This is a genomic window from Rhodococcus sp. NPDC056743, assembly GCF_042790355.1.
GTDB lineage: Bacteria > Actinomycetota > Actinomycetes > Mycobacteriales > Mycobacteriaceae > Rhodococcus_F.
In genome coordinates this window covers 191,753-215,289 of the sequence record NZ_JBHTZI010000001.1, presented here as the reverse complement: position 1 = coordinate 215,289, position 23,537 = coordinate 191,753, and the positions used below count along the sequence as shown (strand labels likewise).

The 23,537-nt window shown below is 64.1% G+C and carries 11 protein-coding genes; 4 read left to right on the top strand and 7 right to left on the bottom strand.

What is annotated here, in order from left to right:
• Window position 1 precedes the first annotated feature (1 nt).
• From ACFRFQ_RS00935 to ACFRFQ_RS00920, 4 genes are read left to right on the top strand one after another with little or no spacing between them, the layout of a single operon-like run.
• Window positions 2-1,144: an LLM class flavin-dependent oxidoreductase gene (locus ACFRFQ_RS00935; protein WP_378651934.1), complete on the top strand. Its 1,143-nt coding sequence runs from the start codon at window positions 2-4 to the stop codon at window positions 1,142-1,144.
• Window positions 1,137-3,668: an alpha/beta fold hydrolase gene (locus ACFRFQ_RS00930; protein WP_378651931.1), complete on the top strand. Its 2,532-nt coding sequence runs from the start codon at window positions 1,137-1,139 to the stop codon at window positions 3,666-3,668. The genes ACFRFQ_RS00935 and ACFRFQ_RS00930 overlap by 8 nt, the downstream gene beginning before the upstream one ends.
• Window positions 3,665-4,567, top strand: a complete 903-nt coding sequence (locus ACFRFQ_RS00925) for a beta-1,6-N-acetylglucosaminyltransferase (protein WP_378651928.1) — start codon at window positions 3,665-3,667, stop codon at window positions 4,565-4,567. Before ACFRFQ_RS00930 ends, ACFRFQ_RS00925 begins: the two co-directional genes overlap by 4 nt.
• Window positions 4,564-5,874, top strand: coding sequence for a lipopolysaccharide biosynthesis protein (locus tag ACFRFQ_RS00920; RefSeq protein ID WP_378651925.1), 1,311 nt, complete (start codon window positions 4,564-4,566; stop codon window positions 5,872-5,874). Before ACFRFQ_RS00925 ends, ACFRFQ_RS00920 begins: the two co-directional genes overlap by 4 nt.
• Here ACFRFQ_RS00920 and ACFRFQ_RS00915 read toward each other — a convergent pair.
• From ACFRFQ_RS00915 to ACFRFQ_RS00885, 7 genes are all read right to left on the bottom strand, one after another.
• Window positions 5,871-6,767: a glycosyltransferase family 2 protein gene (locus tag ACFRFQ_RS00915; protein WP_378651922.1), complete on the bottom strand. Its 897-nt coding sequence runs from the start codon at window positions 6,765-6,767 to the stop codon at window positions 5,871-5,873. The two genes, ACFRFQ_RS00920 and ACFRFQ_RS00915, sit on opposite strands and share 4 nt — an antisense overlap.
• Window positions 6,764-7,738, bottom strand: a complete 975-nt coding sequence (locus ACFRFQ_RS00910; RefSeq protein ID WP_378651920.1) for a glycosyltransferase family 2 protein — start codon at window positions 7,736-7,738, stop codon at window positions 6,764-6,766. Before ACFRFQ_RS00910 ends, ACFRFQ_RS00915 begins: the two co-directional genes overlap by 4 nt.
• 78 nt (window positions 7,739-7,816) lie before the next feature.
• On the bottom strand, window positions 7,817-8,839 hold the full coding sequence (locus tag ACFRFQ_RS00905) for an endonuclease/exonuclease/phosphatase family protein (RefSeq protein ID WP_378651918.1): 1,023 nt from the start codon (window positions 8,837-8,839) through the stop codon (window positions 7,817-7,819).
• Window positions 8,829-9,059: a phosphopantetheine-binding protein gene (locus ACFRFQ_RS00900; protein WP_378651915.1), complete on the bottom strand. Its 231-nt coding sequence runs from the start codon at window positions 9,057-9,059 to the stop codon at window positions 8,829-8,831. The genes ACFRFQ_RS00905 and ACFRFQ_RS00900 overlap by 11 nt, the downstream gene beginning before the upstream one ends.
• Window positions 9,056-10,372 (bottom strand): enterobactin transporter EntS, encoded by a 1,317-nt coding sequence (gene entS / locus ACFRFQ_RS00895; protein WP_378651912.1) that lies wholly within the window; start codon window positions 10,370-10,372, stop codon window positions 9,056-9,058. The genes ACFRFQ_RS00900 and entS overlap by 4 nt, the downstream gene beginning before the upstream one ends.
• Window positions 10,373-10,374: 2 nt before the next feature.
• Complete coding sequence (locus ACFRFQ_RS00890) at window positions 10,375-11,427, bottom strand: ABC transporter substrate-binding protein (protein WP_378651909.1); 1,053 nt, start codon at window positions 11,425-11,427, stop codon at window positions 10,375-10,377.
• A 10-nt stretch (window positions 11,428-11,437) separates the two neighbouring features.
• A complete protein-coding gene (locus tag ACFRFQ_RS00885; protein WP_378651906.1) occupies window positions 11,438-23,533 on the bottom strand; it encodes an amino acid adenylation domain-containing protein in 12,096 nt (4,031 codons plus the stop codon).
• Between the last annotated feature and the right edge of the window lie 4 nt (window positions 23,534-23,537).

Below are 23,537 nucleotides of genomic sequence, written 5' to 3'. Positions count from 1 at the left end.
GATGTCCGTTCCCGAGATCCTCTGGTACATCGGAGCAAACGACGGAGAGGTGCCGTGGGATCCACGGCACCGGTTCGAGCCGTCGTTTGCCGCTCTGCGCGAGCAAGCGCGCACTCTCGACCGACTCGGCTATTACGGCGCGTTGACAACGGCCCGCGAGCCGATTTCGCTTGTCGCCGATACCGAACGGCTGCGCTTTGTCGTACCGGAGTATCCCGGAGTCAAACCACCGGCGTTGCTGGCCGAGGAGGCACAGGTCTTCGACCAGTACTCCGGCGGCCGGTTGATCTACAACCAGGTCAACGGCGCCGATCCGGTATTGGCGCGGTACGGACGATTTCACTCCAAGGACGAGCGCTACGGCGTCTCCGAGGAGTACTGGCCGCTGTTCAAGCGGCTCTATCTCGATGAGGCGCAGGCGTTCTCGGGCGAGCACTTCGAGCTCGGTCCGCGATACAAGCCGGCCATCGCCGGACCCCGTCAGCCGGGCGGGGTTCCGGTCTGGGGCACCGGGGCCTCTCCTGCCGGAATCTCGCACGCGGCAGAGGTTCTCGACGCCTACCTGATGTTCATGAGCCCGGCCGAAGCGATGTCGGCGCTGTTCACGAAGGTCAGGACGGCAGCGTCCGACAGGGGCCGCGAACTGAAGTTCGGGGTACTGGCCAGCGTCATCGTCCGGGAAACGGAAGAGGAGGCGTGGGAGCGGTTCGAATGGCAACTGTCCCAGACCTCACCGGAATCGGTGCTCAGCACCGCGGACCGCAACCTGACCAGCTTCGGGTTCCCGCCGTTGGCGGAACTTACCTCCGACGACGCTCAGGTGCGGGCTCGCATCAATGCTCTGCGGGCCGGGCGACTGCCCACGCGCGCGGAACTCGAATTCACCCCGAACATGGCTGCCGGGCTGACCACGTGGTCCGGGGCCGAACCACCATTCGACATCGCGGGCAAGGGTTCCGGCAATTACCTTGTGGGCAGCGCAGACAACGTGGCCGCACGCATGCTCGAGATGAGCGAGAGCGTGGGCATCGACATCTGGATCCTGTCCGGGTGGCCACTGATCCGCGAAGCTGAAATCACGGCAGAACTGCTGTTCCCCAGGCTTGGCGTCACGGCCGAAGTCGGAGCAAGTGCCGGTGTCTGACAATTCGACAATCGGGTCTTTCCTCGCTCCTCGAGGACACGAGCCGTTCCCGGTCCCGTGGTCCTCGGTTCGGGAACGGTTCGAATCCGTTGCGAGCGCACTACCCGACCACATCGCGGTGGTCTGCGGCGACAGCAGTCTGAGTTATCGGGAACTTCACTCGCGTGCGGACGCACACGCTCGGGCCCTGGTCGGTCATCTCGGTAGCGCTAGACGTCCGGTTGCCCTTGACACCACCTGCAGCCTCGACTGCGTCGTTGCGCTTGTCTCCGTGCTTCTCTCGGGACATCCGCTGGTGCTGCTCGATTCGCAACTGCCCGAGGATCGGCGCCACAACATTCTCACGCGATCGGGAGCCGGCCGCTTTACCCCGGCCGCGTTGGCTGCGCTTCCTCCGCGTCCCGATCAGCCTCTGCCCACTGTCACTCAGACAGATTGCGCGGTATTGCTTTTCACTTCCGGTTCCACCGGCACTCCGAAGGCCGTCCGCCAGGGCAACCGATTGTGGCTCAACCAGGCTGCGGATTTTCACGCCACGCTCGGGATCGGTTCCGGCGACCGGATAGGTATGGCGTTGCCGATCAGCTTCGGCGGTGGACTCGACGTGGTGTTCAGCGCCCTGCTCAACGGCGGCGAGCTGCACTTCCTCGATCCCCGGGAAGTGGGTATCGAAGAAGTCCCGCAGTGGATCTCGAGCCAGAACCTGACCACGCTGCACGCCACCCCTTCACTACTGCGCGCAGTCATGAAGGTGTGCGCCGGCAGCACAACCCTGACCGGCCTCCGGTTGGTCACCACGTGCGGTGAGGCCGTGCATGGCGACGACGTGAGACGGCTCCGCACATTGCTGAGTCCCACTGCGTCGTACTGCAACCTGTCTGGTTCCTCCGAGACCGGAAATCTCGCATTCAACGAGTTCCCCCCTGGCCGCGAGGTTCCCGACCGGGTGCTGCCCGTCGGTGTGGTTGCCGCCAACAAAGTGGTGCGGTTACGCGGCCCCGACGGCGGCAATGTGGCACCAGGTGAAGTCGGTGAAATCGTCGTCGAATCGCCCTATCTCTCCGAAGGCTATTTCGTCGAGCGGGACGGCACCGCTGCCGCAGACCTCACGAAGTTCGGGCAGGCAGCAGATGGCACTCGATCGTTCCGGATGGGTGATCTGGGCCGGTTCGACCAGCACGGACTGCTTCACCTGGTCGGCCGCAGCGACGACGCCGTCAAGGTACGCGGCTACCTGGTAGAACCGTCGGAAGTGGAGTCGGCGTTGCGTCGTCTGCCTGCCGTCGAAGACGCCGTTGTGCTGGCTCGACAGACAGACACCGGTGCCGCGCTGGTCGGATACGTGGCCGTGGATCCCACCACGCGCGCCCCGTCTGCGGCAGACTTACGGCGCGATCTACGAAAGACTTTGCCGGACTGGATGGTTCCAGCCAACCTGATGCTGCTTCCAGCCCTACCCCGCAACGAGCGCGGCAAGGTGGACCGCGCCGCTCTGCCGGCGCCCTCGCCCAGACCTACCGTGGTTTCCCCCGCGGTGGGTGTCGAGTCCGAACTGGCAGCACTGTGGTCCGAGATCCTGGGGATCGAACAGATCGGCCGTGACGACGACTTCGTCTCTCTCGGTGGTGATTCGCTGCAGACTCAGCAGATGCTGACCCGGGCCGGGGTGCTTTTCGGCGCCGAACTGTCGTCGGCAACTTTGGCCAACTTTCCCACTCTTCACCAGTTTTCCGCACATCTCCAACAAGCCTCCGCCGGTACGACGCTGCGCACCCGCGTGCTCGTTCCGTTGCAGAGCGGCGGCACCGGAGCCCCGATCTTCGCCTTTGCCGGAGCCGGTTCCACTGCGCTGGCATTGCTGCCGCTGGCGAGGGAACTGGGCCCCCGATGGACGGTGCACGGCCTCCAGGCCCACGGACTCGAGGGGCGCGGATTCCCCGATTGGACGGTGCGCTCAGCGGCAAAGCGTTACCTGCGTGAGATCCGCCGGGTACAGCCGCACGGCCCGTACACCTTTGTCGGCCACTCACTCGGCGGTGTGATCGCGATGGACGTCGCCCGCCTACTCGAAGCCGAGGGCGACACAGTCAACGCGGTAATCTGCCTCGATACGATCCTGGGTGGGCCGTTGGGTTCGGGAACACTCGATCTGTCTCGCGCTGAACCGGATTCGGGTACGGCGTCGATCCCGGTGTCCGAACCTCCTGCTTCCACCGATCGCGGCACACTGTGGAAGACGCGCGCGATGCTGCTCACGGCTGGACTGTGGCAGTACCCGGCACAGACCCAGTGGGATCTGTTCCACGATCTGGGCCGGCGGATCGCGCTCATGCACCGATTGCAACCGTGGAACGGCGCAGTGTCCGTTGTCATGGCCGAAGACAACCCGGATGACCCCACGTGGTGGACTCAGGTTGCGCCCGATGTCGTTTCGGTAGAGCGTGTCTCCGGCGATCATGTCGGGATGCTCCGCCCGCCGTACGTCGCGCGCACCGCGGCCCTGGTGCGCGAGGCACTGAAGTGAGTTTCCGCGCTGCAGTTCTGGTCATCGCGCATCACCAACCAGAAGTCTTTGCCGCACTCGTCGATTCACTGCGCCACCCGTCCATCGACATCTACGTCCATATCGATGCCAAAGCCGATCTCGCATCGTTCGAGGCCGTCGTACCCGAAGGTGACGGGGTGAGCTACGTGCGCGACCGTTCCTCCGTGAACTGGGGTGGGCTGAGCATCGTCCACGTGATCCTGCGCCTGATCAGAGAGGCACGATCGTCCGGGAACGCGTATCAACGGTACGCCCTGCTCTCCGGTTCCGATCTGCTGATCGCGCCGATCGACGAAGTCCTGACGGCCTGGCAGAGTTCGATCGAGTTCATCCGGATCGACTGGCGATTGACGGGACCCGATGCGCAACGCACCAACCTGGTGGACCGTCGCCACTTCCCGGACGACAGGTTGCCGCTTCGGGCGCGACTGTCGGGGCGCATTCCCCGGAAGGTGGATCCGACAATCGAGTTGTACCAGGGGTCGACCTGGTGGGCCCTGACCGCCGGCGCAGTAGATCAGGTCACCGGATTCATCGCGGAACATCCACGGTGGCTCGACTTCCATCGACACACACTGTGTTCAGACGAGATTGTCTTCCACTCCATCCTCAAAGCCTCACCGCACGCGAGTCGGATCGTTCAGGACGTGGAACAGTGCGCAGACGTCGACGCGTTCATCGCCGACCCGGTACACGCCCTCCACCACATCGATTGGTCGGATCGAACTGCACTGAGTCCGCGAGTATTCGGAATCGACGACGAACCGACGCTACGCCGTTCACCGGCGCTCTTCGCCCGCAAGGTGGACACGACCTCGGCGGCGCTGATCGATGCCTTCGCCGTGCGGCAGGCACACCATTCGGATTCACCCCGATGAGCCGCCTGCCCACCCGCCGCCTGAGCGCGGGACTCGAGTCCAATGCCGCGGCGCTGATGCTCTCGTCCGTGGCGACCGGTGCGCTCGGCCTGGTGTACTGGGCAGTCGCGGAACGCTTCTTCACGACAGCAGAAGTCGGCCGGGCCTCGGCAGTCATCAGCACGGCAACGATGCTGGCATCAGTGTCGTGCTTGTCGCTCGGCGGCGCATACCAACGATTCCTTCCCGTCGCCGGACGCGCTTCGACGCGTCTGGTTCTGGGCGGGTTGGCTCTGACAGCCACCGTCGCAATGCTTCTCGGTTGCGGTTTCCTGCTCGTCAATCCGACCAACGAACGCCTCTTCACGAACACCACCGAACGCGTCGTCTTCCCGATGCTGGTGATGACGCTGGCGATCTACGCGCTGACCGACCCGATCCTGACGGGTCTGCGACTGGCGAAGAGTGTTGCAGCCAAGAACATTGCGCTGTCGGTGCTCAAGATCGTTCCGATCGTCGCGTTAGCGGGCACGGGATCCACTCTGGCCCTGACCGGTTCCTGGGGAGTGCTGGCGTTCGGCGTCACTGCCGTTGCGCTGGTCCATATTCTGCGTACCGGTGTGCGCGGCCGGAAGGCAATCGCTCCTGACCTGCCACCGGTTCGCGAACTGTGGGCATTCCAGGGAGTCTTCTTCACGATGACACTGGTCCTCACGGTGACTCCCCTTGTCCTGCCACTGATCGTGGTGTCGCAGTTGGGGGCCGAACAGAACGCGTACTTCAACGTGGCCTGGACAATGTGCTCGGCAGTCGGTTTGCTCCGCAGCGGAGTCGGTTCGTCGTTTATCGTCGAAGCCTCGTCGCCCGATGCCGACCGGAAAGCCCTACTGCGACGACTGCTCCGGATGCTCGCCGCCGTAACTGCGGTGGCAGCCACCGGACTGGCGATCGGTGGACCGGTAGTCCTGTACGTGATCAGCCCCGACTACTTCCAGGCCGCAACAACACTCGTCCTCGTGATGGCACTCGAGTCGATCGTCGGAACCGTTGTCATGGTGTATTTTCTTCTCGCCCAGATCTTGCGACGGCTCCGGCTGATGCTGGCGGTCCAGTGCGTCATCGTCGTCACCACTGTGTCGCTGGCACTGGTGTTGATTCCCCGGCTGGGTCTGATCGGAGCCGGACTGGCAACGCTGAGCGCTCAGTTGGTCGCCATCGCGGTGATCGCGGTGCCCCTGCGCCGGGCAATCGTCGATTTCTCGGCTACCCCGGCTGTCCCGAAATCCGACCTCCCAGATTCCGACATGCTGGATTCCGCAAGAACCTAGTGCGCTGCTCGCACTTTCGCGAGCGTCTCGACAATCTTGCGTCCGGTGAACCGCACCGTCTCGACGCCCGGACGCCGCATCACCACCGACGCTGCCGGACGCGCGATGTCCGTCAGCGCCCGCAGTGCCGCCACCGGCAGGGATCCCGCCGGTACCTGTGGCCACAACAGCGCTGACAGCGCGTCGTCCGAAAGCGGGCGAACGCCAATCGACTCCGCGTATTCGCGAGCGATCCGCTGGTGCGCAGTCCGCTGCTGCGCCCCGTGCACAGCACTGACCTGGTGCGGGTAGATCCGGTACTCGTATCCGACCATCGCCACGTTGGCGAGGCGCCCGAACTGCGAGAGTTCCGCGAACATCCGATAGTCCTCGGCGTGCGCGAACTCCGTCCGGAACTCGAGTCCGCTGCGATCCAGCATGGGTTTGCGGATCATGACCGACGCACCGCAGTGACAACTGCCGAGCAGCAACCTCTGGCGACACGCAGCATCCGTGCGCGGCATCCGAACCCGGCCCGTCAGTGCCCCGAACAGTTCGTAATCGGTACCGCACGACACTATCGACGAATCAGCCGTCAATACCGCCAACTGGGCGGACAACCGGCCGACGCCCATCCGGTCGTCTGCATCCATCCGAGCCAGGAACTGGCCCCGTGCTTCCGCGAGACCCCGGTTCAGAGCGCCGACCAGTCCGGTGTTGTCCTGCCGCACCACCCGCAGTCGCGGATCAGTCACGGAGGCGAGCACGGCATCCGTATCGTCGGTGGACCCGTCGTCGATCACCAGCAGTTCGAAGTCGCGGAAATCCTGTGTGAGAACCGAATCGAGAGCCTCGTGCAGGTACGGGCCGGCGTTGTAGGCCGGGATCAGAACTGTGACCAGCGGCGCGCTCATCGGTGCCTCAGAATCGCCGAGTACAGACCGGGCGTGTACTTCACCATCACCGCAAACACAGCCTCGCGGCGATGACCGGTGCGTACCAGCGGAATCACGTCGTCCGTCGAAATCGACCGACGCACCCGAGCTATCGCCTCGTCGTACAGTTCGGGGCGCGTCGGCGAAGCATGGCGGGCGCGCATCGCCACATGGGCCACGGACGTCAGCACCTCGCGGTAGCGGAAGGCACGTATCTCGTTGCCCCACTGTGTGCTCAGAGAATGGTCGTCCAGCGCACTGTCGATGTCGCGTTCGACCTTGAACAGATCGAGCGTGCGCGACGTGAGCGAGGTACTGATCGAACCCTCGCGGTAGAGATATCGGTACAAGGGCTCTTCAACCAGGGCAACTCGCTCTGCAGCCAACGACATTCGCAGTACGGGCGCCATGTCCTCGTACCCCTGCCCCTCGTCCCACGGCCGCTCCCCCAGCAATTCTCGGCGGAAGAGTTTGGTACACGCGTAGGCCTTTGCATCCCCGAGAATCAGGCGCCGCGCAAACTCCTTGCCCGACACCACCATCGCGTCGAACGGCGCCTCGTCGACCTGGATTGCCCTACCTGATTCGTCGACGCGAGTTGTTCTGGTGCATGCGAAGTCCGCCGACGCGGTAGTCAAAGCCGACTCGAGCTGCTCGACAAAATCGGGTGCCGCCTCGTCGTCACTGTCGAGGAACCACACCAGATCTTCGGTCACGGCAGCCAAACCGGAATTGCGGGCACGCCCCAACCCCTCGTTGCGCTCGTGGACCACGGATGTGAAATCGACACCACGCGAACGCAAGTACGACTCCGCCTGTGCCATGGACTCGTCACCACCGCGATCGTCCACGAGAACAATCTGCGCAACCGGACGACTCTGCGCCAGCACCGAACGAAGGCAGTTCTCCACGTACGGCAGGCACCGATACACCGGCACAACCACACTCACGCCAGCAGGGTTACGGTTCACCGATCACTCAGGTCTCTCGATAGAAAACACCAACAGAAAGTCAAGAGTTAGGATAGCCTAGGTATTGTTGAAATGGGGTGTCACGGTCGCCACCAGACCATGATGGTCCGAACCCTCGATCTCGATCCGCTCGAACTCCGTTACCGTCGCCCTGTTCGTCACGATGTGGTCGATCCCGATCAGCGCCGGATACCACGTGTCGGCGGGGTAGGTCATCACGAACCCCGCGCCCGTCTGCTCCGCGGCATCAGTGAAACCGTCCGTCAGGATCGCACGAAAACGACTGTGCGAGTAGGTGGAATTGAAGTCACCGCCGACAATCATCGGGTTGCCGTCCGCCGCCTGCTCGTGCAGAAGTCCGTTCAACTTCCCCATCTCCGACGCCCACATCCAGGCCGGCGACGGATATGGCGGCATCGGATGCACCGCGGCCACCGTCACGCTGCGACCGTCGCCGATATCAGCGGTTGCCACGAGATTGGACATCGCGAAGTGGCCGAGCGACTCCTGCTCGGTGAGCGGGAAGCGACTGTAGATTCCGGTACCACCGCCGCCGTCCTTGGGCTCGACAAACCGGTACGGCAGCAACTCCGTCAGACCCGCCGCGCCCAGACGTTCCACCGCCGAGTCCGTCAGTTCCTGAATAGTGAGCACGTCGATCGAGTGCGAACGAACCTGCTCCACCAACGCAACCGGATCGGCCTCGCCCAGGCGAATATTCGCCTGCATCACCCGGATTCCATCGCCGGCAACAGTGTCCGGCGTATTCGAGACGAACAGCGGCGCCTGAGTGAACGCCCCCGCCACGAGAACAACCACTCCCATTGCGAGAGTTCGCCAGGATCTCGTTGCTGCCAGGGCAACCAAACCCAACACACCGACACCAAGCATCAGCGGAACAAACGACGACGCGATGATCAACGTGTTGGACTCGGGCCCGACGTAGAAGACGAGCACTCCCAGCGCTGCAACTGCTACCGCGCCAACTCCGGCAAAGTACGCCGCCCGCCGAACAATCCGGCGGGCGCCGCTCGCAGAACTCGCGCCTGGCTCGGGATCGACCTCGCCGTTACTGTGCACCCATTACCTCGAGCCACGCACCCACCTGGGGGTCCGACGCCAGGTCCACGAAATCGATTGCTGCGCCTTCGAATCGCCAGCGCTCGACCAGCGACATCAGCCGCACCGAGTCCAGGCCCAGGTCGATCAGGCTCACGTCTTCGGTCAACTCGTCAGCGGGGAGATCGAGCACCTCCGCAAGATCCGAGATGATGCGCTCGCGGGTAAATGCAGTGGTCATGTGTTTTCCTTCTCGAGTTCTGTCGAGGGCAACCGAGTGTCGCCCTCATCTGGCGTTGTGACGGCCTGTCTTGCACTGTTCGAGGTACTGCCGCTCACTCGCCGCAACGAACCCAGCACGACCGTCGACAGTAGTGCGACGCCGCCCAGGGTCAGGCTGTAGACGACAACAGCCGTCGACGGCAGGAAGGCTGCGCCGAAAACGCCGGCAATCAGGGCGCCCACCGACACTCCGGCCACTTCCTGAGCTGCCCACAATCCGTTGACACGGCCCAACAATGCTGCCGGTGTATGGGTCTGGATGATCGAGTACCGCAGCACCTCTTGAACAGAAGTGACGGCGCCGACTACGACCAGCAGAAGAACAGCCACTACCAGCCCTGTCGTCACTCCGACCAGTGCCTGCACGGCAAATGCTGCGACGAGTGCCGTCATCAGCACCCGGCCCGGATGAGCCAGGCGGCCAAGCCAACCGCTGGTGACGGTGGCCACCACCGCGCCGATGGCACCGGCTGCGTACAGCACACCCACTGCGCGAGAGTCACCCGTGAACCGTTCGTCCACCAACCCGGGAACCAGCACCAGGACACCGTTGCCGAGCATTGCGATCACGCCGACAGCCATGACGCCGCCGACCACGCGGTGCCCGAAGATGAAGCCCGTCACCGATACCGGCGGCCCATCGTGCCCGGACTCGTCCTCGTGGACGGGTGGCATCATGGACGGCAATCCCGAGAGAAGCACGATAGTGATCACGGTGCCGGCAGCCGCAACCCAGTAGTTCCAGGCCACCGACGTTGCCGCGATCAACAATCCGCCGAGGGCCGGGGAGAGCACGGCGCCGGCACGCGCACTGAGCACGTTGAGCGCGCCGACACCGACCAACTGTTCCCTGGGGATGAGACTGGGAATGACGGCAAAGAGTGCTGCGATACTGATCGAACCGATCAGCCCGTTGACTACGGACAGCACAAAGATTGCCACCGTCGACGGATTGTCCAGCATCGCGTTGAGTGCCAACCCGACAAACGTCAACCCGGATACTGTGCGCGCAAACAGAATCAGGGTCTTCCGGTTGTACTTGTCGGCGAGAATTCCGCCGAACACCATGCCGCCGATGGACGCTCCGCCTTCGACGGCCGCCACGAGACCGACCATGAAGGACGATTCCGTGAGCGCGTACATCTGGATCGGCACACCGACCATCAGCATCCCGATACCGAAAATCGAGATGGTCCTGGCGATGAAAACTCTCCGGAACGCGGCGCTTTCGCGCAACGGCCGTAAGTCGAGTAGCACTCCGCGTTCGCTCATTGCTAGCCCGTTGCGCTCTTCGCGACCGCGTCGGAGATGAGCGGCATGACCTGGTCGGTGGCCCAGCCGAGCGACAGTGCTGACGGGAATCCGACGGCGTTGGGCAGGCCGGTGTTACGGGCCAAGGACACCACAGCGCCATCCTGCACAGCAGGCAATGCGTTCCAGCCCTCGAACTTGGTGAGGTAACCCAGATCTCCGGTGGGCGAGACGACAAACAGCACGTCCGCGTTCAGGTCTCCGACACTCTCGTAGGACAGGATGCCGCGGCCGTCCGCGTCGACGGGCAGTGTGGTGGCATACGGGCTCAGGACCAATCCCAGCGAGGTGAGGAACTGGCCGATACCGCGCTCGTCGGAGGCCAGCACCGACAACTGTCCGCCGGTATCGCCGATGACCGCGTTGTAGGTCTTACCTTCGATTGTCGGGTTCGCTGCTCGAGCCGAAGCCAGGTCCGCTTCGGCAGCGGCAATCACCTCTTCTGCCTTGGCCGGGATACCGAGTGCGGCAGCAACTTTACGAGTCGAATCCTGCCACGGCTCGCCGTTGGCCTTGGTGTCGAAGTGGACAACCGGGAACTGCTTGCTCAGCTGGTCGTACGCAGACTGGTCGAGCGCCCAGAAACCGGTGGAGACAATGATGTCCGGCTCGAGCACAGCCAACTTCTCGGTGATCGATCCGACGCCGGTTTCGAGGTCGAGAGTCTCGGGCGTCGTGGTGCCGAATGCCTCCTTCTGCCACGGCCACACTCCGGAACCACCGGTAGCGGCACGGTTCTGGGCATCCACCGGAATCGCGATCGGAGTGACACCGAGCGAGAGCAGAATGTCTGCGTCCTGCGGGGAGAGCGGCATCGCGCGGGTCGGAGTGGACTCGATGGTCGTCTCACCGAACTTGCCGGACACCGTCACCGGGTACTGACCGGCGTCGGCACTCACCGAAGTGGTCTTGCTCGTGTCGGTGGTGTCGGAATCCGATCCGCACGCCGTGACGCCGAGCAGAACGGTTGCCGCGGCCAGCGCCGCACCGATCCTGCGATTCCATCGAGAGTTCATTTCCGATTCCTTACGTCGTAACAGGGGTTAGTTGTCGTGCCAATTCGCCCAACGAACCGGCGGCAAAGATCTGAGCGGCCTCCACCTCACAGCCGGCCTCACGCAATCGGCTCATCACAGCCATCACGCCGATGCTGTCACAGCCGAGCGCAAAAATGTCGTCGCCTAGTCCCACCTGATCGAGCCCGACATGATCGGCCACCACCCGGCACAGGAGCTTTTCGATCTCCGTCACCGGCTCGCAGTATTCCCCGACGGGCGCAATCTCCGGACGCGGCAATGCCGCTCGATCGATCTTGCCGTTCGGCAGCGTCGGCATCTCGCCGAGAACTACAAATGCAGACGGGATCATGTAGTCCGGAAGTACAGCGCCCAGGGACCGCCGCAGACCAGCACTGTCCGGCTCGGTCCCGTCGGCGACAAGGTACGCCACCAGTGCGCGGGTACCGATATCGTCGCGGGCCAGTACCAGTGCGGCGCCGATACCTTCGGTGGCCAGCAGCGCGGCTTCGATCTCCGCGGGTTCGATGCGATATCCCCGAACCTTGACCTGGTCGTCGGTGCGACCGCGATACTGGATGTGACCAGACGCCGTCCACTTGGCTCGGTCGCCGGTGCGGTACATCCGGGTTCCGCCGGGGGCAAACGGATCTGCCACAAACCTTTCCGCCGTTCGTGCGCTTGCACCGAGGTACCCGCGCACTACACCGTCACCCGACAGGTACAGCTCGCCTTCGACGCCCACCGGAACCGGACGCAACCACTCGTCGAGAATATGAGCACGCGTATTGCCGACGGGCCGGCCCGCGACCGGTGACGTACTGTCCGACACCCGCGCGACCAGCGCGTCGACGGTGCTTTCGCTGGGTCCGTACAGGTTGTACGCCTCGACTCCAGCTTTCTCGCGCAACAGATTCCACAGCGGCTGCGAGACGGCCTCACCGCCGAAGCCCAGTGACGCGGGCATGTGTTCCCCGTCGAGCAGACCGTTGTCGATCAGCTGGCCCAGGTGCGACGGTGTCACTTCGACGAAGTCCCACTCCTGATCTCGCGCTTGCTCGACCATGCGCCGCGGATCCCGCTGCGTCGATTCGTCCACGACGCAGAGGGTGTGGCCGTCGAGTAGCCACAGCTGGGGTTGCCACGACGCATCGAAGGCAAACGACCACGCGTGACCCACTCGCAGTCGATCACGCTGCGCCCGTTCCTGCGTCGGCACATACAGATCCGCACGATGGCTCTGGAACAGTGTCACCAGGCCACGATGCGGCGCGACAACGGCTTTCGGTACACCGGTCGATCCGGAGGTGAACACGATGTATGCCGGATGATCCGCTCGCAGCGGTGCGAGTCGATCCGCATCGGTCACAGGTACGGACGACAGATCGTCGAACTCCAGGCTGTCCATCGCCAGTACCAGCGAGGCGGGAATCCGGTCGACAAAGGCACTCACCGTCAGAGTCACTGCAGGCGAGACTGTTTCGAAGATCGTGTCCAGTCGACTTGCCGGAGCGTCGGGATCACAAGCGACATACGCGCCGCCTGCAGTAAGTACCGCGAGAATCGCCACGACGCTCTCTGCCGACCGCGGCAGCATCAGTGCCACCACCGTCTCGGGACCGACACCATTGCCGATCAGCACCCGTGCCAACCGGTTGACGCGCGCACCGAGTTCTGCGAAGGTCCAGGACACATCGCCGGCCAGCAGTGCAGTCTCGCCGGTGTGTTGCGCCACGGCAGCGTCGAACAATTCCGGCATTGTCAGCGTCGGCACCACAATCGGATTGACGCTCCAGTCACTCTCGATCAGTTGCTGATCCGTGGCCGGAACAGCCTCGATCTCGGACAACCTGCGCTCAGCGGACAGTGCCGTGAACTCCCTGAGCACCTGGGTCAGTCCGTCGGCCAACCGCTGGACTGTGCTGCGCTCGAACAGTTCCGAGCTGTACTCGATCATGCCCACCACGGTGTCGGTGCCCGCGTACTCGACAAAGTCGAACGACAGGTCGAACTTGGCGGTCGCTACCTCGATCGGTTCCGGAGTCATCGCCGCGCCCAGGCTCTCGGCCGGGTTGGGCTCCGTCAAGTAGACGATCATGGTCTGGAACAGCGGGTGCATCGACCGCGACCGCTCACCGCCGCCCAGCACCGAATCGACTACCTGCTCGAACGGCAAGTCCTGATGCTCGAAAGCACCGAGATCGCTTTCGCGGATCCGGTTCAGCAGTTCAGCGAGCGTCGGGTTGCCGGACAGGTCGGTACGCAGGACCACCGTATTGAGGAAGAACCCGACCAGATCTTCGAGTTGCGCATCCCCGCGGCCGGAAACCGGCGTTCCCAACGGAATATCCACGCCCGCACCGGACTTGTGCAGAAGTACTGCCACTGCCGCCTGCGCCAGCATGAACATACTCACGTTGTGTTCACGGGCCAATGCTCGCAGTCCCGCAACCACTTCGGGTTCCCAGGCCAGATACACGGCGCCGCCGGCATAGCTCGTCCGGGCCGGCCTGCTCCGATCGAAGGGCAGCGACAACTCTTCCGGCAATCCCGCGAGATTCGTGCGCCAGTAGATTTCCTGCGCTGCGGCCAGACTCTGCGGGTCGTCGCGCTCGCCGAGAATCTCCCGCTGCCACAGTGTGTAATCGGCGTACTGTACCGGCAACGGCACCCAGTCCGGTGCCTGACCGAGCTGGCGCAGCGCGTAGGCCGACATCAGGTCGCCGAGCAAAGCGCGGGTAGACCATTCGTCGGTCGCGATGTGGTGGATCAGCAACAGGACGACGGTGTGCGTCTGTCCCGCATTGTCGAACTCGAACACCGAAACCCGCACGGGAATCTCATGTTCGAGGTCGAAGCTGTAGCGCGATGCTTGCGCAACCCATTCGGTAACATTGTCGGCCGACACCGTGTGCCGGTGCACCTGCACATCGACGTCACGCGGCGGCACAACCACCTGATACGGCTCGCCGTGCACGGAGTGGAACACCGTGCGAAGTGCTTCGTGCCGGAGAACGACGTCGTGGACGGCTGCTGCCAGCGCGGCAACATCGACCATGGCCGGAACGCGCCACGAGATCGGCACGTTGTACGCGCCGCCGTCGACACCCAACTGATCGAGGATCCACATCCGCCGCTGGGCAAACGAGACCGGCACCAGTTCCGGACGCGCCCGACGTCCCAACGTCGACGAAGCACCGCTTCCGGCGCCGGCAGCGAGCACAGCCAACTGCGCAACCGTTGGCGCCTCGAAGACACTACGCACGGCAAGCTCGACCCCCAGTTCACTGCGCAACGCATTGACCAGACGAATGGCCGTCAGCGAGTGGCCGCCGAGCGAGAAGAAATCGTCGTCGATTCCCACCGTTTCCAGTCCGAGCGCCGACGCAAATACCTCGCACACCTGGCGTTCGAAGTCCGTGCGCGGTTCCCGCGAGGACGCAGTGCTCTCGAAGCTGGGACGTGGCAGCGCCTTTCGGTCCAGCTTTCCGTTGAAGCTGACCGGGAACTCGTCGACCGTGATCACGATTGCCGGGATCAGGTAATCGGGAACCGTGCCGCTCAGAGCGTTGCGCACCGTGGTCGCGTCGACCACCGCGTCGGCCGCTGTGATGACGTATCCGACGAGTACCGCCTCACCGTCGGGGTTTCGATGCACCGCAGCAACCGCGCGGGTCACGTCGCGATGGCCCTCGAGGATCGTCTCGACCTCACCGAGTTCGATGCGCAAACCACGAATCTTGACCTGATCGTCCAAGCGGCCGAGGAATTCGATGGTTCCGTTCTCGGTCCAGCGAACCAGGTCACCGGTCCGGTAGAGCCGCGAACCGGCGTCGCCGTAAGGATCGGCCACAAACCGATCCGCAGTCAGCGCGGACCGGCCCAGGTAGCCGTACGCCACCTGCACTCCCCCGATGTACAGCTCGCCCGCCACTCCGGCCGGAGTCGGTTGCAAGCGCGCATCCAGAACGTAAAGTTCCACGTTCGACCCTGGACCACCGATCGAGGAGGATCCGGCCGGGTCGACGCCGAGGTCACGAGCAAGGTCTGCCGCAAGCGTCACTTCGACGGCAGCTTCTGTCGGCCCGTAGAGGTTGTCGAGTCGAACACCCGGTAGCGCAGCGGCAAACCGTGCGACGGTTCGATTCTGCAGTGCCTCACCGCTACACACGACGCGGCGCAACGACGTCACGGCAGAAATCTGCTCGGTGAGTGCCTCTTCGAGCATCGCCGGAACGAAGTGCGCGATAGTCACGTCGTTCTCACGCAGCAACTTCACCAGCGCAACCGGATCTCGGTGGGTATCCGGGCCTGCTATCACGGTGGTTGCACCGTTCACACTGGGCCAGAACAACTCCCACACGGAGACGTCGAAGGTGGTCGGCGTCTTGAGAACCACGCGATCCGTCGGCAGCACCGGCGACTCCGCCTGCACCCAGGCCAAACGGTTGACCACGGACTGGTGAGACACCAACACACCCTTGGGGTTTCCGGTGGAACCGGAGGTGTAGATGAGATACACCGGGTGGGCCGGGGTCAGGGCGCTACGACGCTCGGTCACCGCCTCACCACTGAGCACCTGCAACCGGGCTTGCACTGCCGGTGCGTCGACATCGGTACGGGCAACACCGCCTGGCAGAGTTACCATGCTGGTAGCAAGCACTCGCACCGGTCGAGCGTCGCCGAGCATGTACTCGATACGCGACGGCGGCAACCCCGTGTCGATCGGCAGGTACGCGGCACCCGATTTCACGACCGCGTGGATCGCCACGATCAGATCTGCCGAACGCGGCACCGCGACGGCCACCACGTCACCGGGACCAGCACCGTCCTCGATCAACAGGCGGGCCAGACGGTTCGAGCGGGCCTCGAGGTGTGCGTAGTCGATCTGCTCGCCGAAAGCGGACAGAGCCGTGGTGGTAGGCGACAACGCTGCCTGCCGCGAAAGAAGGTCGCCGATCGTCGCGGATTCGACCTCGGCGCGGGGCCCGACACCCACCGCGAGTCGGTGAGCCCGCTCACCGGCGTCCACCAATTCCACAGCCCCGACGCGCGCGGACGGCGTAGCCGCAACCACGTCGACGAATCGTGACAGGACGGCGAGGATCATCTCCACCCGCTCCCGATCGAAGAGGTCTTCGGCGTACTCGGCGATGACGGTCACTTCACCGGTGTCCGGTGCGTCGACAAACGTGACGTTGAGATCGAACTTCGCACGCACGTTGGTCAGTTGCTCCCAACGAGTGGGCACCCCAAGGAAATCCGGGAGAACTCCGGCGCGTTGGAGATAGCTCACCATCACCTGGAACAGCGGATTGCGGCCCTCGACACGCGGCGGCGCCAACTCCTCGACCACCCGCTGGAACGGGATGTCCTGATGGTCCATCGCGCTGAGGTCGGCGTCACGTGTCCGGTCCACCAACTCTGCGAACGTCGGATCTCCCGACAGGTCGCTGCGCAGCACAACGGTGTTGACGAAGAACCCGACCAGATTGTCGAGAGCGCTGTCGGAGCGACCGGATACCGGGCTTCCGACGGCAATGTCGTTGCCACCCCCCAGACGTGAGAGCACTGCTGCTGTGGCCGCGTGCAGGACCATGAACATCGTGCCGCGGTGATCATCGGCAATGGCGCGCAGTTTCTGCACCACATCGGAGCCGAGGGCGATCTGTACGTTGCCGGCAGTGCCGGTCGGCTGAGCGGGGCGCAGACGGTTGGTCGGCAGGACGATCTCGTCCGGCAGTCCGGCCAGGTGATCACGCCAGAATCCGAGCTGGCTGTCCGACAGTGCACCGGCCAGTAGATCGTGTTGCCACAGTGCGTAATCCGCGTACTGCACGGGCAGCGGCGCCCAGTCCGGAGCCTGTCCCTGGGTCCGGGACAGGTAGGCGCGGGTGAGATCGCCGAGCAACGGTGCGTCCGACCATTCGTCGGTCGCGATGTGATGCAGCACCAACACAATGACGTATTCGGTGGGCGTGATCCGCACCAGCGTGACGCGCAGCGGTACGTCGGTGCGAAGATCGAAGTTGGCCGTCAGCCGCTCGATCACCACACCCTGCGCGGTATTCGCATCCGCGTCGACAATCTCGAGAGGGGTCGCATCCGAGACATCCATGATCTGCTGGAACGGATTTCCGTCGACGAGTCCGATGACGGTGCGCAAACTTTCGTGACGATCCACGACGTCGCGCAGAGCTACGGCCAACGCTGCCTCGTCCAGCGCGCCGTCCAACCGGGCAACGTGCGCGTAGTGGTAACTCAGGCTGTCGTCCTGCAGTTGCGCGAGCATCCAGAGCCGTTCCTGCGCTGCGGACAACGGCACGAACTCGGGCCGGGTGCCGGCGACAATCGACGGTTGTGCGCTTGCCGCGTTCGGCAGCAGCTGCGCAATCAGCGCCGGCGTGCGAGCCTCGAACAGATCTCGAATCGTCAACTGCACGTCGAACTCCGCACGCACCCGCGAGACCACGCGCATCGCGATCATCGAATGCCCGCCGAGTTCGAAGAAGTCGTCCTCGGCACCGACCGAATCGAGTTCCAGCAAGTCTGCGAAGACGTCGCACAGCGCCTGCTCTGTTGCGTTCTTCGGCGGACGCGATGTGGCCCCGGCGCGAATCTCCGGCATCGGGAGTGCTTTGGCGTCGAGCTTGCCGTTCACCGTCATGGGGATCGCGTCGATGATCTGCAGAGTGCTGGGCACCATGTAGTCGGGCAGCTTTGCCCGCAGGTACGCGAGCACCGTAGCGGCGATGTCCGGGTCCGAATCATCCGCAGCCACCATGTATCCGGCAAGACGTTTCATACCGGGGACCAGCGGGTCTTCCACCGCGATCACAGCGGCCGATGCGGCGAGGGGGTGTGATTCGACGGCCGATTCGACCTCGTGCAGTTCGACGCGGTAACCACGAATCTTGACCTGGTCGTCGATGCGACCGAGGTAGTCGAGGTTTCCGTCGCGCCGCAGCCGGACGAAGTCGCCGGTGCGGTACATGCGGTCGCCGCCGAACGGGTCGGCAACAAAACGATCGGCGGTGAGGTCGGTGCGCCCCAGGTAGCCGCGTGCCAATCCGACACCGGCGATGTACAACTCACCTGCCACTCCGTCGACGACGGGACGCAACCACGCGTCGAGGATGTATCCCCGCGTCGCACGAATCGGGGTTCCGACGGTAGGGGTGACGCTGTCGTCGGTGCCGGCGCCGAGGGTGTTGATCGTGTACTCGGTGGGCCCGTACAGGTTGTAGCCGAGGGTTCCGTCGCTGTCGCGTAAGCGATTCCAGACCGAGTCCGGGACCGCTTCGCCGCCGAGCAGCACCAGCGGCGGGCGATGCCCGATGCGGTCGCCGTCGATCGGTTCGCGGTCGAGCAGACCCTCGGCCAGCAAAGCCGTTGCGTACGTGGGTGTCACGTTGACAACGTCGATCTGCGCTCGGTCGCAATAGTCGACCAGGGCATTCGCGTCGCGGCGCAGGTCCTCGTCGCAGATATGCACTTCGTGGCCTTCCACGAGCCACAGCAGTTCTTCCCACGACATGTCGAAGGCGAAGGAAACTGTGTGCGCCACCCGAAGTCGACGCCCACCCTCGGCCGCCACCACCGGCTCGAAGATCTTCTCCTGATGGTTGCGTTGCATATTCGTCAAGCCGCGGTACGGCGTGAGAACACCCTTGGGCTTGCCGGTCGAACCGGAGGTGTAGATGACGTAGGCGGGGTGATCGAGGCGCCCGACGCGGCCCGGCGCAAACGCACCGAGTTCCGCTGCGGTCAGTGGGCTGGTGTCCCAAACATTGGGGACACCAAGGAGGATCGACCGGTCAGCGGGAAGACTCAGCCGCGTCGCTGCAGCCGTATTGGTCACGAACAGAACCGGATCGGCATCCTCGATCACCGTCTCGAGGCGGTCGTCCGGCTGGTCGAGTTCGAGCGGCAGGTACGCCGAACCGGCTCGAAGCACCGCAAACAGAGCGACCACCATGTCCACCGTGCGCGGGAGTCCCAGCGCAACAACCGACTCCGGACCCGCACCGCGGACGATCAGTTGGCGGGCAAGTGCTTCCACCCGGCCGGCCAGTTCCTGATAGGTGACCCGCTCGTCACCGAATACCAGTGCGATCTCGTCCGGGATGGACCGCGCCCGCTCGATGAGCATCTCCGCGATCGTGATGTCGTCGACAGCAGGCAACGGCGCATCCCAGGACAATGCCGCGCGCCCCAATTCTGTCGGGGTGAGCGCGGGAACGGCTGCAACCAACCGATCACCGTCGCGTGCAACCGTTTCCAGCAAGGCGATGAACCGCTCATGCAGGGCGTGAGCGCGCGCGGCGTCCACGATGTCGTGGCGGTAATCGATCTTGACGTGCAGTTGCTCACCGGGCGAGACCACCACGGCCAGCGGGTAATGCGTGTGGTCGAGGCTGTCCTCGGCCACGATGTCGTGCCGGGCCGACTGCGCCGCCATTTCGGTGGCGTTCTTGAAGTTCTGCAACACGAACAAGGTGTCGAACAATTCGGCATGCCCGGTGGCGCGCTGAATTTCTCCGAGTCCGAGGTACTCGCATTCCATTCGCTCGACGTACTCGTCCTGCATCCGCCTCAGCAGTTGCGACACAGTTTCCCCTGGCACCAGTGTCACTCGCACGGGCACCGTGTTGAGGAACATGCCGAGCACCCTCTCGAGTCCGACAATCTCGGTCGGCCTACCCGCAACGGTCGAACCGAACACCACGTCGGTGCGGCCGGATTCAGCCGACAGAAGTAGTCCCATGACCGCATTCATCAACGCGTTCAGCGTGACTCCGCTGCGCCTGGCCTGCTCACGCAGCGCCGACGTCAGTTCCGCGTCCACGTAGGACTCGATGCGGGTCGGCACCACCGGGGTACCGCCCTTGGCGCCGGCGGCGATCAGTGTCGGGTTCTCGAATCCCTCGAAGTTCTGGCGCCATGCCTGCGCAGCCACGTCCGGGTCACGAGCGTCGAGCCACGTCAGGTAGTCGGTGAATTGGGCATCCGGTGTGGGTACGGCATCACCGGCGTAGCGGGCCAGCAGTTGGTCGACGAACAGTGCGCCAGACCAGCCGTCCCACAGGATGAACTCGCGGTTGATCACCAGACGATCGATCCCGTCGCCGAGATGGATGAGCAGCATGCGCCACAGCGGTGGTGCGGTGAGGTCGAACGGTCGTGCGCGGTCGGCGGCGGCCAACTCCTCGGCACCCGTCTTCTGCTCCGCATAGGGCAGCATGGACAGATCAGCTTCGACGAAGGGAACCTCGAGTCCGGTTCCGATGAACTGGACCGGGTCTCCCAGACCGTCGTTGGTGAATCCGGCTCGTACCGTGGGGTTCTCGTCCAGCAGCGTGGCAGCGGCGGCGCGCATCCTGGCCACGTCGATGCGATGGCCGAAGTCCAGTGAGAACTGTGCCGTGTAGATGTCCTGACCGGAATCGAACACGGATTGGAAGAACAGTCCGCGCTGCAACGGCGAGAGCGGCCAGATGTCCTCGATCACCACGTCGCTGACGGCTTCGACGAGGTCGATCTCGTTCTGCGTGAGAGAGATGTGACGCAGATCGGACGGCGTGAGCCCGGACGTCGCGCCGCCGTCTGCCAACGCCACCAACTCTCGCAGCGCATCTCGCCACAAGCCGGCCAGCGTCTCCAATTCCGCGTCGTCAACACCGAAGTCGGAGGCAAACTCCACCCGGGCGCCACCGGATTTCTCGGCGTGCACAGCGATATCCAGGGCGTACCGAGCGATGCGGTCGCCCCCATCTCGCACCAATACCTGAGGCGTCGGCAAAGCTGCCAAAGCCGGGCCTGCCTGAACATTGGCGTAGCGCAGCAGCGGCCAACCGGAACCGCCTGCGGCCCGTGCCCGTTCCTTGGCCGACCGCAAAGCGCCGTGCGCATCGCCGGTCAGCACCAACCGAACCGGAGACGTGTAACCCAGCGGCCCGACGGTACGGCTCAGATCGACATCGTCGCCGGCTCCCCACGGCTGACGGCCATCGCGCCACACGTCAACGGTGAGTTCGTCGGTGCCGTCGATGCGCCGGCTCCAACTGGACACTGCGAGCGCGGTGGCCGCTGCCCACACATCGGCAGGCTCACCCTTGACCAGGTTCGGCACTCGCGTTGTTGCAGTAGCATATTCAGCCGCCGTCAGCATCGCCGTGCGGACGGCCTGCGCGCCGGCGGTATCGGTGGCGACCACGAGAGATGCGCCCGGTGCCAGAACCGATGTCCAGGTGACCAACTCCGCCAGACGCGTCGGCGATGTTGCTTCCTCGGCAAACCGTCGAGCATGCGCCTTCAGTGCCGTGGGCACGGGCGGCAACACAACCTTGCGCCCTCTCGACACTGCCCGGAGCGCGGTGGCAAAGTCCTCCGCGACAATCTTCCAGGAGACGTCGTCGATCAGACCTGCTGCGGCAGTGAGGATCAGCTCTCCGTCGGCCGAGCGGGAAACACACAGCCCACGACCTGTTGCGGGGTCCGGAACACCATCATCGCCGATCAGCAAATCTGCCTTCACCGCATCGGGTTCTGCTACGGCAAGCATCCACAGCACCGGCACGGGCGCAGTAAGAGTCGCTCGCAACCCGTGGTGGTGGGTGACAAGTGCGTCGACCGCCTGCGCCAACTGCTCACGGGTCAGATTCTCGGGAGCGGTGATTCGGTGCTCACGCAGAGTGCCGGCAACCGGCGCTCCGTTGTCACGGCGAGCAGCAAGACTCGGCAGCAACGTCAGCGGTCCTGCACCGTCTTCGTCGTGGGGACGATCCGCGGTCGCGACGTCCAGTCCGTCGACGTCGTACGACCACACCGACTCGTCGACCGAGTCGAGGAACGAGTCGATGAAATCCCCGACGCTGTCGGCAATCTCGTTGCAGCGCTGCGCATTGTCAGGATGACTGCGAAGTCCGATCTCGATCGGCTGCCCCGACTTGTGCAGCAGCACGATGAATTCGAGTTCACCGACCGGCCCGGAGGCAAGCATCTCCACAGTCGACTCGCGGCCGATGGTGAAACGTGAAGTCGAGTTGGGCATGATGTTGATGCCGATACCCGGGGGCCGCCAATCCGGGTTCCGGGCAGCCAGCTCGCGGCCGATGGCCTCGCCGCGATAGCGGCCGTGCTTGAGCAGTTTCCACATCTTCTGCTCGGCACCGGTTGCGATATCGGCCAGGCGAGCCTGGTCTCCGACGTCGATCCGCATCGGCAGCACGCTGGCCACCATGCCTGGTACGGACCGCAATTCACGTGTTCCGCGAGCAGTGGTCGGCAGGCTCACCACGACGTCGGTGGTGCCCGTTGCTCGGGCGACATAGCCGCCGAGCAGCGCAATCACCAACCACGACAACCGCAGTCCGTGCGCCTTGCCGTACTCCTCGAGTCGCTGACGGCGTTCGAGGTCGACGGTGAGGGTCACACTCGTGACGCCGGGCGCCGGCGGATGGTCCGCGGTGATCAACCGCGGCGACGTCGGCAGGTCACCCATTTCGGCGAGCCAGTATTCACGATCCTCGTCGATCACGGTGCCGGACGTGTACTCGACGTCGGTCTCGACGAACCTCGCCAGCCCCCACTCGGCGCGCAGGTCCGGCGCGGAGCCCTCCACGTAGGCGCGCGTGATCTTGTTCAGGACCAGAGCGATGCCGTAGCCGTCGTTGATGATGTGGTGATACTGCTGGTACAGCCTCATCGTGTCGCCGTCGATCAGGTGAACGGCAAAGGTGAAGAGCAGATCACTCGCCAGATCCACCGGCGATTCCATCCGCTCGCGCATCCATCGCAGTGACGCCGCGCGCGGGTCGGCCTCGCCGCGGAAGTCGATGACGGGCAGGTCCCAGTCGCGGCCCTCACGCGCAATCTGCACCAGCGCGCCCTGTGTATCCACGTCGAAATTCACATGCAGTGTCTCGGCTTGATCCAGCACAGATCGGCAGGCCTCGACCACCCGATCGATGTCGACCTCACCAAGCGTCTCCGTATAGATACCGGTGTTGTAAAGATGCCCCACAGCGTCCAACTGATGCCCGAAATAGATGCTGCGTTGGGCCGCTGTCACCGGAAATGCCGACTGCACTGTATTTTTCTCCAAGACT

Bases quoted from the DNA above. Each gene is read 5' to 3' on its own strand.
- ACFRFQ_RS00935 (WP_378651934.1), top strand. From the start codon at position 2: ATGTCCGTTCCCGAGATCCTCTGGTACATCGGAGCAAACGACGGAGAG.
- ACFRFQ_RS00920 (WP_378651925.1), top strand. From the start codon at position 4,564: ATGAGCCGCCTGCCCACCCGCCGCCTGAGCGCGGGACTCGAGTCCAAT.
- ACFRFQ_RS00915 (WP_378651922.1), bottom strand. From the start codon at position 6,767: ATGAGCGCGCCGCTGGTCACAGTTCTGATCCCGGCCTACAACGCCGGC.
- ACFRFQ_RS00900 (WP_378651915.1), bottom strand. From the start codon at position 9,059: ATGACCACTGCATTTACCCGCGAGCGCATCATCTCGGATCTTGCGGAG.
- entS (WP_378651912.1), bottom strand. From the start codon at position 10,372: ATGAGCGAACGCGGAGTGCTACTCGACTTACGGCCGTTGCGCGAAAGC.
- ACFRFQ_RS00890 (WP_378651909.1), bottom strand. From the start codon at position 11,427: ATGAACTCTCGATGGAATCGCAGGATCGGTGCGGCGCTGGCCGCGGCA.